Source organism: Pseudomonas ovata, assembly GCF_003131185.1.
GTDB classification, from domain to species: domain Bacteria; phylum Pseudomonadota; class Gammaproteobacteria; order Pseudomonadales; family Pseudomonadaceae; genus Aquipseudomonas; species Aquipseudomonas ovata.
The window spans coordinates 145,817-160,101 of the sequence record NZ_QFFU01000012.1; the positions used below are offsets into that span (position 1 = coordinate 145,817).

Sequence of the window (14,285 nt, forward strand, 5' to 3'; positions counted from 1 at the left end):
AGCACTCCGACCTCTCAGGCACAGGCCTACCAGTTATACGAAACCGTCCCCAACACGGTGCGGCTGTCACCCCAGTAGCAGCGACCGGCGTCGTTGCAACCTGACACGTACTCCTTGTCGAACAGGTTGCGGGCGTTCAGATCCACCGACCAGTGGCGGTCGACCTGATAACCAATGGCGGCATCCACCAGCGTGACGTCGCCGGAATCGAGCCGGCCGTACAGGCTCGGTTGCGTGTAGGCGAAAGTACTGTCGAAGTAGCGCACGCCGCCGGCGATCGACAGGCCGTTCAATGCGCCGTCCAGGAAGCGGTACTTGGTCCAGACCGAAGCCTGGTTGCGTGGTACCCCGGTCACCTGATGATCCTCGATCAGCGAGCCTGGAGCATCCTTGGTCACCCGGGCATCGGTGTAGGTGTAGGCGGCGGTGAGGTTCAGGTGGCGGGTGATATCGCTGTTGATCTCCAGCTCCACGCCCTTGGCCCGGCTTTCGCCGATTTGCCGGTAGGTGGACGTGGTGGCGTCCAGATAGGTGTCATCTTCCTTGCGCAGGTCGAAAACGGACGCGGTCATCGCTGTATTCCAGCCGGCCGGCTCGTATTTCACACCCACTTCGATCTGCGAGCTGGTGATCGGGTCCAGCGGCGCGCCGCCATTGGAGATCTGCTGCACCGGTACAAAGGCGGTCGAATAGCTGGCATAAGGGGTCAGGCCATTGTCGAAGCGGTACATCAGGCCGGTCTGCCAGGTGAACTTGTGGTCATGGCCATTGATATCGCCGGTAGGCGCCAGCTTGTTGCGAAAATCGCTTTCAACCCAGTCCTGGCGACCGCCCAGCAGGAAGATCCAGTTGTTCCAGGTGCTTTGCATCTGGGTGTAGACACCCTGCATCTGCTGACCGAGCAACGTGTTCTGCACGGCAATGGCGGTTATCGGATCACCTGCATAGACCGGATCGAAAATGTTGATCTGCCCGGCAAAACCGGCGTCCCAGTCCTGGCTGAATGAAGTACGGTCGTAGCTGGCGCCCACCAGCCAGGTGTTATCCACAGCGCCGGTGCTGAATTTGCCTTCCAGCTGGTTATCCAGCGAGTACACCATCGACTTGTTGCCCCGGTCGTAGGCAGTGACATTCAACTGGGTGCCGAAGCCTGCGTTGTTCAGACTGCCCGGCCAGGTCTCATGGCGATTGATACGCGATTGTTGATAACGCGAGTTCTGCCGGAATTGCCAGTCTTCGTTGAAGCTGTGGATAAATTCATAGCCCAGGCTCCAGGTTTCGCGCTCGAAGGTGTTCCAGCCGGGGACGCCCAGCATGGTGTCCTTGTCGAGCTTGCCATTGGGGTTATCCAGCAGGGTGCCGGCGGCCGGCAAGCCCAGTTCCATATTGGTGTGGTCTTTCTGGTAATGGCTGAGCAGGGTCAACTGGTTGGCGTCGTCGAAATTGAGGGTCAGGGACGGCGCGATGTACAGGCGATCATCCGGCACATGGTCAGTCTGGGTATCCGCCTTGCGCCCCAGCATCACCACCCGGCCCTGGACCGTGGCACTGTCGTTAAGGGGACCGGAGATATCCACAGCCAGTTGCCGCCGGTTATTGGAGCCGTAACTCAGTTGTACCTCACCTTTGGGGGTAGCGGTGGGGCGCTTGCTGACCAGGTTCACCAGACCGCCGGGCGCATTCTCGCCGTACAGGATCGAGGACGGCCCGCGGAAGATTTCTACCCGCTCCAGCCCATACGTGTCGGTGGTGGTGTCATAGCGATTGCCTTGCACACGCAGCCCGTCGCGCAGCAAGCCATAGCCGTAGTCGGTGGCGTTAAAGCCGCGGATGAAGAACAGGTCGCCCGCCAGGCCATCGCCGGCCGCAAAAGGCGGGGCGAAAATGCCTGGCACATAGCCGAGCACTTCGGTAAGCGTCTGGGCTTTCTGGTCCTTGATGCGCTGTTCGGTCACCACCGATACCGAGCGCGGTGTCTCGCTCAACAGTGTGCTGGTCTTGGTCCCGGCACGGCTGGCGCCGGCCTTGTAACCGCTGTCGCTGGCGCTGTCCCGGACAAACGGGTCGACACCGCTGCCACTGATACGGGTCTCGTCCAGCGTCATCGCGCCGGTGGCTGGCAGCGCCTGCAGCGTATAGCTGCCAGGCGCCTGAGACACGGCCTGCAGCCCCGAACCCTGCAGCAACCGGGCAAAGCCCTGGTCCACCGAGAACTCGCCTTGCAGACCTGCTGTACGACGGCCTGCGGTCTGGGCCGGAGAGAATGACAGGATGACATTGGCCTGGGCTGCAAACTGGCTCAAGGCGTTATCCACAGGCCCTGCGGCCACAGCAAAGCGTTGCACGGTCATTGCAGGCTGAGCCTGGACCTGGCAGGCCAGCAGTGGATAAATCACGGCGCCGCCGATCAACAGGCTGTAAGCGATACAGTGCCTGGACAGCGGTTGGCGAACATAGGACGGAATCGGAGCGAAGCGCATGACGTGTGACCCTGAAAATGGCAAGGATTCGCGTTGATCGCGATTATCAGCAGGGCCGTGTCAGGTTCAAAAAAGATCACCCTGCTTGCAAAAAATGTTCAGGGACGCTCAAGCGCTGTAACTGACCGATACCCAATAAGGTGTAAACCAGCGCACGGTGATGGGCTGGCTGGCCTGCAGGTTGGCCAGTACCGCCTCAAGCGCATCCAGGCGAAAGGTACCGGACACCCGCAGACTGGCAGCGCGCTCGTCACAGCGCATGACGCCATGACGGTAACGGCCCAGTTCGGCCAGCACATCCCCCAGCCGGGCATCGAGCACGATCAAGCGGCCTTCGACCCAGGCCACCTGCGCAGGCTGATACTTGTCCACAGCCCCGATGGTGCGAGTATCGAATGCCGTGCATTCTCCGGCCTTGAGCACGGCGACTTTATCCACCGCCGCCTCGGGATGGATGCGCACACTGTCCTCCAGCACGCCCACCTCGGTCCGCGCCGAACGCTGGCGCACACTGAAGAGCGTGCCCAGGGCCTGAATGGATCCGTGTTGCGTCACCACCCGCAAAGGCCGCTGATCACCGCGTTTGCCGGTGCGCACCAGGATCTCCCCGCTGCGCAGATGCATCAGCCGCTGCCTGGCATCGAAGCGTATATCGAGCGCCGTGTCGGTATTGAGGTCGACCCGGCTACCGTCGGCCAGCTCGATCCGGCGTTGCTGGCCTGTGCCGGTGCGGTAGTCGGCCCAGTTATCCACCGCGTCTTGTGCCTGCCAGCCAACAAGGCCTGCAGCGGGAAGCAGCAACAACAACTTGAGCACCTGACGGCGTTGGCCACTGGCCGACAAGGCCTGGCGGGTTGCCTGGCCGGGCAGGGTGCCCAGGCTGCGCTGCAAAAGCTCCATCTGCTGCCAGGCGACCTGATGCGCCGGATCGCTGGCCAGCCAGCGCAGCCAGGCCTGGCGCTGCGCATTGTCAGGCGGCTCGGACTGAAACTGCACGTACCAGGTGGCCGCCGCTTCAAGCACCCGACGCTCGACCGGACTGGCCATTACAGCGTTGCCATCAGTACGGAGCATTCGGTCAAGGCACGGATCATGTGCTTCTTGATGCTGCTCAGGGACAGCCCCAACTGATCGGCCACCTGTTGGTAAGTCAGGCCGTCGACCTGGGTCATCATGAAAATCCTGCGCGTGCGTGCGCCCAGGCCAGCCAGGGTCTTGTCCACAGCCATCAGGGTTTCAATGATCACCGCCTTGTCTTCTTCGCTGATCGCTACTGCTTCGGGTCGGGCCGCCATGCTTTGCAGCCACGCCTGCTCGATGGTGCGGCGTCGATAGCGATCAATGACCAGGCCGCGGGCAATGGTCGTCAGGTAATCGCGGGGCTCACGAATATCGGCTGCATTGCGGGCAGCCAGGATGCGCACAAAGGTGTCATGGGCCAGATCAGCCGCATCGCAGGTGTTGGACAGCTTGCCCTTGAGCCAGCCATACAGCCACGAGTGGTGCTGTTCATAGATCGACTGAACCGCTGCCGTATGGGAAGGAGAGGGCATGAGGGGGATTCTGAGCCAGTGAATGATAATCGCTATTATTCATTCACGACCGGGGCTACGACAAGGGTCCTTTTTCATGACGAGCTCACAGATTTTCGTGATGTTCTTCAAAAAAAGTTATCCACATGGAAAAAAATCATCGAAAGCGCCTGTTTCCGGGCACTTGAGAAGCATGAACAGAGTATTTCAGCTGCCTGTGCATGCATAAATAAGCCCTGTGCATAACCCGCCTTCAGCCCGGTTGATAAGCAGGCTCGAAAACTGGGCACAACTGCCCCTGTGGACAAATCGTACTTTAATCCACAGGCCAAACAGAGTTATCCAAAGCCCCCAGAGGTACATGAACACAGACTTTTGAAACGCTGTACACATTGTAAAACGTGGCTTACAGAGATCTATCCACAGAAAGGTGCCTCAGTAACATAAGCATTAAAAACAAGGTTTTAAAAGATTTCTTTCTTTCTAATTTTTTTACACATCCCGCCTTTTTGCACAGCTGGTCATTTTTTGTTCAACGGGTTTCATTCAGGTGGGTGAAGTCCCTATACTTGTCAGCTATCCCGATTTTTCATCTACAACAGGCACGAGGTGCGTGGTGGATTTCCCTTCCCGTTTTGAAGTGATCGTCATCGGTGGCGGTCATGCCGGTACCGAGGCGGCACTGGCCTCGGCACGCATGGGCGTTAAAACGCTGCTGTTGACGCACAACGTGGAAACCCTTGGGCACATGAGCTGCAACCCTGCCATTGGTGGCATCGGTAAAAGCCATCTGGTCAAGGAAATCGATGCCCTCGGCGGCTCGATGGCTGTGGCCACGGACATGGCCGGTATTCAGTTCCGTGTGCTCAACAGTCGCAAGGGTCCAGCCGTACGTGCCACCCGCGCCCAGGCCGACCGGGCCATCTACAAGGCCGTCATCCGCGAAATCCTGGAAAACCAGCCCAACCTGTGGATTTTCCAGCAGTCCTGCGACGACCTGATCGTCGAGCAGGACCAGGTGCGTGGCGTCGTGACCCAGATGGGCCTGCGTTTTCTTGCCGATTCAGTGGTGCTGACCACCGGCACCTTTCTGGGCGGGCTGATTCATATCGGTTTGCAGAACCATTCCGGTGGCCGTGCCGGTGATCCACCGTCGATTGCCCTGGCCCACCGCATGCGTGAACTGCCGCTGCGCGTCGGGCGCCTGAAGACCGGTACGCCACCGCGTATCGATGGCCGCTCGGTCGACTTTTCGGTCATGAGCGAACAGCCGGGCGACACGCCGATTCCAGTGATGTCGTTCATCGGCAACAAGGAACAGCACCCGCGGCAGGTCAGTTGCTGGATCACGCACACCAATACGCGGACCCACGAGATCATCGCCGCCAACCTGGATCGCTCGCCGATGTATTCCGGTGTGATCGAAGGTGTCGGCCCGCGCTATTGTCCGTCGATCGAAGACAAGATCCATCGCTTTGCCGACAAGCAGAGCCACCAGGTGTTCATCGAGCCCGAAGGCCTGAACACCCACGAGCTGTACCCCAACGGTATCTCGACGTCCTTGCCGTTTGACGTGCAATTGCAGGTGGTGCGTTCGATCCAGGGCATGGAAAACGCCCATATCGTGCGTCCCGGCTATGCGATCGAGTACGACTACTTCGATCCGCGTGACCTCAAGTACAGCCTGGAAACCAAAGTCATCGGCGGCCTGTTCTTCGCCGGGCAGATCAACGGCACCACCGGCTACGAAGAAGCTGGCGCCCAGGGCCTGCTGGCCGGAACCAACGCCGCCTTGCGTGCGCAGGGCAAGGAAAGCTGGTGCCCGCGCCGCGACGAGGCGTACCTGGGCGTGCTGGTCGATGACCTGATTACCCTGGGCACCCAGGAACCGTACCGGATGTTCACCTCCCGGGCCGAGTACCGCCTGATCCTGCGCGAAGACAACGCCGACCTGCGCCTGACCGAAAAAGGGCGTGAGCTGGGTTTGATCGACGATGCCCGCTGGGCGGCGTTCTGCACCAAGCGCGAAAGCATCGAGCGCGAAGAACAGCGCCTGAAAAGTACCTGGGTACGCCCTGGTACCGAGCGCGGTGATGCGATTGCCGAACGTTTCGGCACACCGTTGACCCACGAATACAACCTGCTCAACCTGCTGACCCGCCCGGAAATCGACTACGCCAGCCTGGTGGCGCTGACCGGGGAAGGTTGCAGCGATCCACAAGTGGCCGAGCAGGTCGAGATCAAGACCAAATACGCCGGTTACATCGAACGGCAACAAGACGAAATCGCCCGGCTGCGCGCCAGCGAAGACACGCGCCTGCCTGTGGATATCGACTACGTGTCGATTTCCGGATTGTCCAAGGAAATCCAGTCCAAGCTGGGGATAACTCGTCCTGAGACCCTGGGCCAGGCTTCGCGTATTCCCGGCGTCACGCCGGCAGCGATTTCCCTGCTGCTGATTCACCTGAAAAAACGCGGCGCAGGCCGTGAGCTGGAGCAAAGCGCTTGAGTGCCATGGTGACACCGCAACACGCCGAAGAATTATCCACAGGGGCACGTGAACTGGGCATCGAGCTCAGTGACAGTCAGCACAGCCAGTTGCTGGCCTATCTGGCCCTGTTGATCAAATGGAACAAGGCCTACAACCTCACGGCGGTGCGCAACCCTGACGAAATGGTGTCCAGACACCTGCTCGACAGCCTCAGCGTGGTGCCGTCTGTCATCGCATCGTCCGGCGATACGGCCACCATCGACGGCTCGCGCTGGCTGGATGTCGGTAGCGGCGGCGGCATGCCGGGCATTCCACTGGCGATCCTGTTTCCGCAGGCGCACATTGCGTTGCTCGACAGCAACGGCAAGAAAAGTCGTTTCCAGACCCAGGTCAAGCTGGAGCTGAAGCTGGACAACCTCGAGGTTATCCACAGCCGTGCCGAAACCTGGCAGCCTGCGGCGCCGTACACCGGGATCATTTCCCGGGCGTTCAGCAGTCTTGAGGATTTTGCCGGGTGGACACGTCACATGGGTGACACCCAAACACGCTGGCTGGCAATGAAAGGGCTGCATCCAAGTGAGGAACTGTTAGCATTGCCGACAGATTTTCGTCTCGATAGCGCTCGGGCCCTGGCCGTTCCAGGTTGCCAAGGCCAGCGCCATCTGCTGATACTGCGCCGCACGGCATGATTGGGAACACAAGCAAGAATGGCTAAGGTATTCGCAATAGCGAACCAGAAGGGTGGAGTGGGCAAGACCACCACCTGCATCAACCTCGCCGCGTCATTGGTCGCGACCAAGCGCCGCGTGCTGTTGATCGATCTCGATCCACAAGGCAATGCCACCATGGGCAGCGGTGTGGATAAACACACGCTGGAGCATTCGGTCTACGATCTGTTGATCGGCGAATGCGACCTGGCCCAGGCCATGCGGTTTTCCGAGCACGGTGGCTACCAGTTGCTGCCCGCCAACCGCGACCTGACGGCCGGTGAAGTGGTCCTGCTGGAAATGCAGATGAAGGAAAGTCGCCTGCGCAATGCGCTGGCGCCGATCCGCGAGAACTACGACTTCATTCTCATCGACTGCCCGCCGTCGCTGTCGATGCTGACGCTCAACGCCCTGGTGGCCGCCGATGGCGTGATCATCCCCATGCAGTGCGAGTACTTTGCCCTTGAAGGCCTGAGCGACCTTGTGGATAACATCAAGCGTATCGGCGAGCTGCTCAACCCGAACCTGAAGGTCGAAGGGCTGCTGCGCACCATGTACGATCCGCGCCTGAGCCTGAGCAACGATGTCTCGGCCCAGCTCAAGGAACATTTCGGTGACCTGCTCTACGACACCGTGATACCGCGCAACGTCCGTCTGGCCGAAGCGCCGAGTTTCGGCATGCCGGTACTCAGTTACGACAAGTCGTCACGTGGCGCGCTGGCCTACCTGGCCTTTGCCGGTGAGCTGGTCCGTCGTCAACGTCGCAGTCCAAAAGCTGCCAAGCCCGCCTGAGGAAACCATGGCCGTCAAGAAAAGAGGTCTCGGACGCGGGCTGGACGCACTGCTGAGCAGTCCGAACAGCATACCGACCATCCCGTTGCTGGAAGAACAGGCCAGCCAGATCGATCAGCGCGAGCTGCAGCACGTGCCCCTGGACAAGATCCAGCGCGGCAAGTACCAGCCGCGTCGTGACATGGATCCTGTGGCGCTGGAAGAACTGGCCCAGTCGATCCGTGCCCAGGGCGTGATGCAGCCGATCGTGATCCGTCCGATCGGCGACGACCGCTTTGAAATCATCGCCGGTGAACGCCGCTGGCGCGCGAGCCAGCAGGCCGGAGTCGAGACGATTCCGGCCATGGTCCGCGACGTGCCCGACGAAACGGCCATCGCCATGGCGCTGATCGAGAACATCCAGCGCGAGAACCTCAATTCGGTCGACGAGGCGATGGCACTGCAGCGGTTGCAGCAGGAATTCCAGCTGACCCAGCAACAGGTGGCCGATGCGGTCGGCAAGTCGCGGGTCAGCGTGGCCAACCTGCTGCGCCTGACCACCTTGCCGGACGTCATCAAGACCATGCTGTCGCATGGCGACCTGGAGATGGGACATGCCCGTGCATTGCTCGGTTTGCCTGAAGAACGGCAGGTCGAGGGGGCGCGACACGTTGTCGCACGGGGTCTGACAGTACGCCAGACCGAAGCGCTGGTCAGGCAGTGGTTGAGCAGTGCCCCGGAGCCGGTCGAAGCGACACGCCCCGATCCCGATATAAGTCGACTGGAACAGCGTCTGGCAGAGCGTCTGGGGTCTTCGGTGCAGATCCGCCACGGGCAGAAGGGCAAGGGTCAACTGGTGATCCGGTACAACTCGCTGGATGAGCTGCAGGGTGTCCTTGCCCACATCCGCTGAAACAATTGCGTTGTAGCGTGTAGTCGGAAATCAGTTCCTTGGAGTTGAACGAGGGCTGAACCGCCCCTATACTCTGCGCGCATTTTGTCGGCACAAATTATGCCAAGTTAACGATGATGGCGACCGACAACCGAGGAGCTATTGCGATGGAATCACGCAAGCCAGACCGCCTGCCGTTCCACCGCCTTGCGGTTTTCCCGGTTCTTTTGGCGCAGTTGATCGTCGTTCTGCTGGCTGCCTTGGCGCTGTGGCAGTGGAAGGGAGTCGTAGCCGGATATTCGGGGCTTTGTGGGGGCCTGATAGCGTGGCTGCCCAATGTGTATTTTGCTCACAAGGCATTCCGGTTCACCGGGGCCCGAGCCGCCAGAGCCATCGTCCGGTCTTTTTATGCCGGCGAGGCAGGCAAACTGATTTTGACGGCGGTGCTTTTCGCACTGACGTTCGCAGGGGTGAAACCATTGGCGCCACTGGCTGTATTTGGCGTGTTCATGTTGATCCAGGCGGTCAACTGGTTCGCACCCCTGCTGATGAGAACAAGACTTTCCAGACCTAAGGGCGTTTGAGGCAACCATGGCAGCAGAAACCGCTTCGGGCTATATCCAGCACCACTTGCAGAACCTGACCTTCGGTCGGCTCGCTGATGGCAACTGGGGCTTTGCCCACACCGCAGCAGAAGCAAAGGAAATGGGCTTTTGGGCCTTCCACGTCGATACACTCGGCTGGTCGGTCGCTTTGGGCGCCCTTTTCATTCTCATTTTCCGCATGGCCGCCAAGAAGGCCACATCCGGCCAGCCGGGTGCCTTGCAGAACTTCGTCGAAGTGCTGGTCGAGTTCGTCGATGGCAGCGTGAGGGACAGCTTCCATGGCCGCAGTGCCGTGATCGCGCCCCTGGCCCTGACCATCTTCGCCTGGGTGTTCATGATGAACGCCATCGACCTGGTGCCGGTGGACTGGATTCCGGTCCTGGCGGCCAAGATCAGCGGCAACGAGCACATCTTCTTCCGTGCCGTACCGACCACTGACCCGAACGCGACCCTGGGCATGGCCCTGTCGGTCTTCGCACTGATCATTTTCTACAGCATCAAGATCAAGGGCATCGGCGGCTTCATCGGCGAACTGACCCTGCACCCGTTCGGCAGCAAGAACGTCTTCGTTCAGGCGCTGCTGATCCCGGTGAACTTCCTGCTGGAGTTCGTGACCCTGATCGCCAAGCCAATCTCTCTGGCACTGCGTCTGTTCGGTAACATGTACGCCGGCGAACTGGTCTTCATCCTCATTGCCGTGATGTTCGGCGCCGGCCTGTTGTGGCTGAGCGGCCTGGGTGTCGTGCTGCAATGGGCCTGGGCGGTGTTCCACATCCTGATCATCACCCTGCAAGCCTTTATCTTCATGATGCTGACCATCGTCTACCTGTCGATGGCTCACGAAGATAACCACTAAGATCGCCTCGCGGCGTTTCTGAACCCTCTCGCTGCGGTGAGAGGGTGCCCGCGAGGGCTGATGTACTGACGATTCGTTTTATCGCTTCAAACTAAAAAACCTAACCAATACGACGTAAAAGTCGGGAGGAAAGATGGAAACTGTAGTTGGTCTTACCGCTATCGCTGTTGCACTGCTGATCGGCCTGGGCGCACTGGGTACTGCAATCGGCTTCGGTCTGTTGGGCGGTAAATTCCTGGAAGGCGCAGCTCGCCAGCCAGAAATGGTTCCAATGCTGCAAGTCAAGATGTTCATCGTCGCAGGCCTGCTCGACGCCGTGACCATGATCGGTGTTGGTATCGCTCTGTTCTTCACCTTCGCAAACCCCTTCGTTGGTCAACTCGCTGGCTAATCACTCGAGTCTTCGAGTTGATGGGTGGGATGGACAACGTAAGAGCGAGGTGTTGGCGTGAACATTAATGCAACCTTGATTGGCCAGAGCATTGCGTTCGCGATCTTTGTACTGTTTTGCATGAAGTATGTGTGGCCTCCGGTCATCACGGCTTTGCGCGAACGTCAGAAGAAGATCGCGGATGGATTGGACGCTGCCTCTCGAGCTGCTCGCGACCTGGAGCTGGCCCAAGAAAAGGCCGGTAACCAGTTGCGCGAAGCCAAGGCTCAAGCAGCCGAGATCATTGAGCAAGCCAAGAAGCGCGGCAACCAGATCGTCGACGAGGCCCGTGAACAGGCTCGTGTCGAGGCGGACCGTGTGAAGGCTCAGGCTCAGGCCGAGATCGAGCAAGAACTGAACAGTGTCAAGGACGCGCTGCGTGCCCAACTGGGTACCCTGGCCGTCAGTGGCGCCGAGAAGATCCTGGGCTCCACAATCGATCAAAACGCGCACGCAGAGCTGGTCAATAAACTGGCTGCTGAAATTTAAGCGAGGGCGATCATGGCAGAACTGACCACGTTGGCCCGACCTTACGCGAAGGCGGCCTTCGAGCACGCTCAGGCTCACCAGCAACTGGCCAATTGGTCAGCCATGCTCGGCCTGGCTGGTGCGGTGTCACAAGATGACACCATGCAGCGCCTGCTCAAGGCCCCGCGACTGACGAGCGCACAAAAGGCCGCCACTTTTATCGAAGTGTGCGGCGACAAGGTTGATGAGAAGGCACAGAATTTCATCAATGTCGTAGCCGAAAACGACCGTCTCCTGCTGTTGCCGGAGATTGCCGCCCTGTTCGAGCTGTACAAGGCTGAACAGGAAAAATCGGTAGACGTTGATGTGACCAGTGCATTCGCATTGAACCAAGAACAGCAAGACAAACTCGCCAAGGTTCTCAGTGCACGGCTCGGCCGGGAAGTGCGCCTGCATGCTGCGGAGGATGCCAGCCTTATCGGTGGCGTCGTTATCCGCGCCGGCGACCTGGTTATCGATGGCTCAGTTCGCGGCAAACTCGCGAAGCTGGCCGAAGCATTGAAATCTTGAGTTTGAAGGGGCAGCAGAGCAATGCAGCAACTCAATCCTTCCGAAATAAGTGAAATCATCAAGGGCCGCATCGATAAACTCGATGTAGCCTCCCAAGCCCGCAATGAAGGCACTGTCGTCAGCGTGTCTGACGGTATCGTGCGGATTCACGGTCTGGCCGACGTTATGTACGGCGAAATGATCGAGTTCCCTGGCGGCGTCTACGGCATGGCCCTGAACCTGGAGCAAGACTCCGTGGGTGCAGTGGTCCTGGGTGCGTACACCACCCTGGCCGAAGGCATGAGCGCCAAGTGCACCGGCCGCATCCTGGAAGTTCCTGTAGGTAAGGAACTGCTGGGTCGCGTTGTCGACGCACTGGGCAACCCGATCGACGGCAAGGGCCCGCTGAACAACACCGAGACCGACGCGGTCGAGAAAGTTGCTCCGGGCGTGATCTGGCGTAAGTCGGTAGACCAGCCTGTACAGACTGGCTACAAGGCTGTCGATGCCATGATCCCTGTCGGCCGTGGCCAGCGCGAGCTGATCATCGGTGACCGTCAGATCGGCAAGACCGCTCTGGCGATCGACGCGATCATCAACCAGAAAGACAGCGGCATTTTCTGCGTCTACGTTGCCATTGGTCAGAAGCAATCGACCATCGCCAACGTGGTTCGCAAGCTGGAAGAAAACGGCGCACTGGCCAACACCATCATCGTCGCGGCAAGCGCATCGGAATCGGCTGCTCTGCAGTTCCTGGCTCCGTACGCCGGTTGCACCATGGGTGAATTCTTCCGCGACCGCGGCGAAGATGCCCTGATCGTGTACGACGACCTGTCCAAGCAGGCCGTGGCTTATCGTCAGATCTCCCTGCTGCTGCGCCGTCCACCGGGCCGCGAAGCTTACCCAGGTGACGTGTTCTATCTCCACTCCCGTCTGCTGGAGCGTGCATCGCGCGTTTCCGAAGAGTACGTAGAGAAGTTCACCAATGGCGCAGTGACCGGCAAAACCGGTTCCCTGACCGCTCTGCCGATCATCGAAACCCAGGCTGGCGACGTTTCCGCGTTCGTTCCGACCAACGTGATTTCCATCACCGACGGTCAGATCTTCCTGGAATCGGCCATGTTCAACTCGGGCATCCGTCCTGCAGTGAACGCCGGTGTTTCGGTATCGCGTGTCGGTGGTGCTGCCCAGACCAAGATCATCAAGAAGCTTTCCGGTGGTATCCGTACCGCTCTGGCTCAGTACCGTGAACTGGCGGCATTCGCCCAGTTCGCATCTGACCTGGACGAAGCCACCCGCAAGCAGCTCGAGCACGGTCAGCGCGTTACCGAACTGATGAAGCAGAAGCAATACGCACCGATGTCGATCGCTGACATGGCGCTGTCGCTGTATGCCGCCGAGCGTGGGTTCCTGACCGACGTCGAAATCACCAAGATCGGCAGCTTCGAACAAGCGCTGATTGCCTACTTCCACCGCGATCACGCCGCCCTGGTGGCGAAGATCAACGTGAAGGGTGACTTCAACGACGAAATCGACGCTGGCATGAAAGCCGGTATCGAGAAGTTCAAGGCCACCCAAACCTGGTAAGCCGCAGCGGGGGCTCAATGCCCCCGCTTGCTAACCTGATAGGTGATACATGGCAGGCGCAAAAGAGATTCGCAGTAAGATTGCGAGCATCAAAAGCACGCAAAAAATTACCAGCGCCATGGAAAAAGTGGCGGTCAGCAAGATGCGCAAGGCTCAACTGCGCATGGCTGCTAGCCGTCCTTACGCGGAGCGTATCCGCCAGGTGATCGGTCATCTGGCCAACGCCAACCCGGAATACCGCCACCCCTTCATGATCGAACGCCCTGTAAAGCGCGCCGGTTATGTGGTCGTGAGCAGTGACCGTGGTCTGTGCGGTGGCTTGAACACCAACCTGTTCAAGGCGCTGGTCAAGGACATGAACGAGACTCGCGGACAGGGCGTTGAAATCGACCTGTGCGTGATCGGCAGCAAGGGCGCGGCGTTTTTCCGCAGCTTCGGCGGCAACGTCGTGGCAGCCGTCAGCCACCTGGGCGAAGAGCCATCGATCAATGATCTGATCGGCAGCGTCAAGGTCATGCTCGATGCCTACCTGGACGGTCGTATCGATCGCCTGTCGGTTGTCTCGAACAAGTTCATCAACACCATGACGCAACAGCCGACGGTCGAGCAACTGGTACCGTTGGTGGCAACCCCGGATCAAGGCCTCAAGCATCACTGGGACTACCTCTACGAACCCGACGCCAAGGAGCTGCTCGACGGCTTGATGGTTCGCTACGTGGAATCGCAGGTCTACCAGGCGGTGGTCGAGAACAATGCGGCCGAACAGGCTGCCCGGATGATCGCCATGAAAAACGCCACAGACAACGCCGGTGACCTGATCAGCGACCTCCAGCTGATCTACAACAAGGCGCGTCAGGCTGCGATCACCCAGGAGATCTCGGAAATCGTCGGCGGCGCTGCCGCGGTTTAACGGTTCA

General features: G+C 59.5%; 14 protein-coding genes. 11 read left to right on the top strand and 3 right to left on the bottom strand.

The features are described from left to right. Positions 1–26: 26 nt before the first annotated feature. From DGA31_RS17395 to DGA31_RS17405, 3 genes are all read right to left on the bottom strand, one after another. On the bottom strand, positions 27–2,480 hold the full coding sequence (locus DGA31_RS17395; protein WP_109513387.1) for a TonB-dependent siderophore receptor: 2,454 nt from the start codon (positions 2,478–2,480) through the stop codon (positions 27–29). Between the two features lie 108 nt (positions 2,481–2,588). Continuing rightward, entirely contained in the window at positions 2,589–3,527 is a 939-nt protein-coding gene (locus tag DGA31_RS17400) for a FecR domain-containing protein (protein WP_109513388.1), read from the bottom strand. Beyond that, positions 3,527–4,033, bottom strand: coding sequence for a sigma-70 family RNA polymerase sigma factor (locus tag DGA31_RS17405; RefSeq protein ID WP_056840960.1), 507 nt, complete (start codon positions 4,031–4,033; stop codon positions 3,527–3,529). The genes DGA31_RS17400 and DGA31_RS17405 overlap by 1 nt, the downstream gene beginning before the upstream one ends. A gap of 595 nt (positions 4,034–4,628) precedes the next feature. Here DGA31_RS17405 and mnmG point away from each other — a divergent pair. The 11 genes from mnmG (at position 4,629) to atpG (ending at position 14,278) form a co-directional block, all read left to right on the top strand. Beyond that, the gene (mnmG, locus tag DGA31_RS17410; RefSeq protein ID WP_109513414.1) at positions 4,629–6,521 is read left to right on the top strand and encodes a tRNA uridine-5-carboxymethylaminomethyl(34) synthesis enzyme MnmG; all 1,893 of its coding nucleotides are present in this window, start codon (positions 4,629–4,631) and stop codon (positions 6,519–6,521) included. Next, positions 6,518–7,192, top strand: coding sequence for a 16S rRNA (guanine(527)-N(7))-methyltransferase RsmG (rsmG, locus tag DGA31_RS17415; RefSeq protein WP_056840959.1), 675 nt, complete (start codon positions 6,518–6,520; stop codon positions 7,190–7,192). Before mnmG ends, rsmG begins: the two co-directional genes overlap by 4 nt. An 18-nt stretch (positions 7,193–7,210) precedes the next feature. Further along, positions 7,211–8,002, top strand: coding sequence for a ParA family protein (locus DGA31_RS17420; protein WP_056840958.1), 792 nt, complete (start codon positions 7,211–7,213; stop codon positions 8,000–8,002). Positions 8,003–8,009: 7 nt separating this feature from the next. Then, entirely contained in the window at positions 8,010–8,894 is an 885-nt protein-coding gene (locus DGA31_RS17425) for a ParB/RepB/Spo0J family partition protein (protein ID WP_109513389.1), read from the top strand. 146 nt (positions 8,895–9,040) lie between these two features. After that, positions 9,041–9,457 (top strand): F0F1 ATP synthase subunit I, encoded by a 417-nt coding sequence (locus DGA31_RS17430; protein WP_056840956.1) that lies wholly within the window; start codon positions 9,041–9,043, stop codon positions 9,455–9,457. A 7-nt stretch (positions 9,458–9,464) separates the two neighbouring features. Next, positions 9,465–10,334, top strand: a complete 870-nt coding sequence (gene atpB, locus DGA31_RS17435) for a F0F1 ATP synthase subunit A (RefSeq protein WP_056840955.1) — start codon at positions 9,465–9,467, stop codon at positions 10,332–10,334. A gap of 133 nt (positions 10,335–10,467) precedes the next feature. Continuing rightward, a complete protein-coding gene (atpE, locus tag DGA31_RS17440) occupies positions 10,468–10,725 on the top strand; it encodes a F0F1 ATP synthase subunit C (RefSeq protein WP_002555987.1) in 258 nt (85 codons plus the stop codon). Positions 10,726–10,782: 57 nt separating this feature from the next. Then, positions 10,783–11,253 (top strand): F0F1 ATP synthase subunit B, encoded by a 471-nt coding sequence (locus tag DGA31_RS17445; protein WP_056840954.1) that lies wholly within the window; start codon positions 10,783–10,785, stop codon positions 11,251–11,253. Between the two features lie 12 nt (positions 11,254–11,265). Next, positions 11,266–11,802: a F0F1 ATP synthase subunit delta gene (locus tag DGA31_RS17450; RefSeq protein WP_056840953.1), complete on the top strand. Its 537-nt coding sequence runs from the start codon at positions 11,266–11,268 to the stop codon at positions 11,800–11,802. A gap of 21 nt (positions 11,803–11,823) precedes the next feature. Next, positions 11,824–13,368 (top strand): F0F1 ATP synthase subunit alpha, encoded by a 1,545-nt coding sequence (atpA, locus tag DGA31_RS17455; protein ID WP_056840952.1) that lies wholly within the window; start codon positions 11,824–11,826, stop codon positions 13,366–13,368. Between the two features lie 49 nt (positions 13,369–13,417). Beyond that, positions 13,418–14,278, top strand: a complete 861-nt coding sequence (gene atpG, locus DGA31_RS17460; RefSeq protein ID WP_056840951.1) for a F0F1 ATP synthase subunit gamma — start codon at positions 13,418–13,420, stop codon at positions 14,276–14,278. The last annotated feature ends 7 nt before the right edge of the window (positions 14,279–14,285 follow it).

Bases quoted from the DNA above. Each gene is read 5' to 3' on its own strand.
- DGA31_RS17395 (WP_109513387.1), bottom strand. From the start codon at position 2,480: ATGCGCTTCGCTCCGATTCCGTCCTATGTTCGCCAACCGCTGTCCAGG.
- DGA31_RS17400 (WP_109513388.1), bottom strand. From the start codon at position 3,527: ATGGCCAGTCCGGTCGAGCGTCGGGTGCTTGAAGCGGCGGCCACCTGG.
- DGA31_RS17405 (WP_056840960.1), bottom strand. From the start codon at position 4,033: ATGCCCTCTCCTTCCCATACGGCAGCGGTTCAGTCGATCTATGAACAG.
- DGA31_RS17420 (WP_056840958.1), top strand. From the start codon at position 7,211: ATGGCTAAGGTATTCGCAATAGCGAACCAGAAGGGTGGAGTGGGCAAG.
- DGA31_RS17425 (WP_109513389.1), top strand. From the start codon at position 8,010: ATGGCCGTCAAGAAAAGAGGTCTCGGACGCGGGCTGGACGCACTGCTG.
- DGA31_RS17430 (WP_056840956.1), top strand. From the start codon at position 9,041: ATGGAATCACGCAAGCCAGACCGCCTGCCGTTCCACCGCCTTGCGGTT.
- atpB (WP_056840955.1), top strand. From the start codon at position 9,465: ATGGCAGCAGAAACCGCTTCGGGCTATATCCAGCACCACTTGCAGAAC.
- atpE (WP_002555987.1), top strand. From the start codon at position 10,468: ATGGAAACTGTAGTTGGTCTTACCGCTATCGCTGTTGCACTGCTGATC.
- DGA31_RS17450 (WP_056840953.1), top strand. From the start codon at position 11,266: ATGGCAGAACTGACCACGTTGGCCCGACCTTACGCGAAGGCGGCCTTC.
- atpA (WP_056840952.1), top strand. From the start codon at position 11,824: ATGCAGCAACTCAATCCTTCCGAAATAAGTGAAATCATCAAGGGCCGC.
- atpG (WP_056840951.1), top strand. From the start codon at position 13,418: ATGGCAGGCGCAAAAGAGATTCGCAGTAAGATTGCGAGCATCAAAAGC.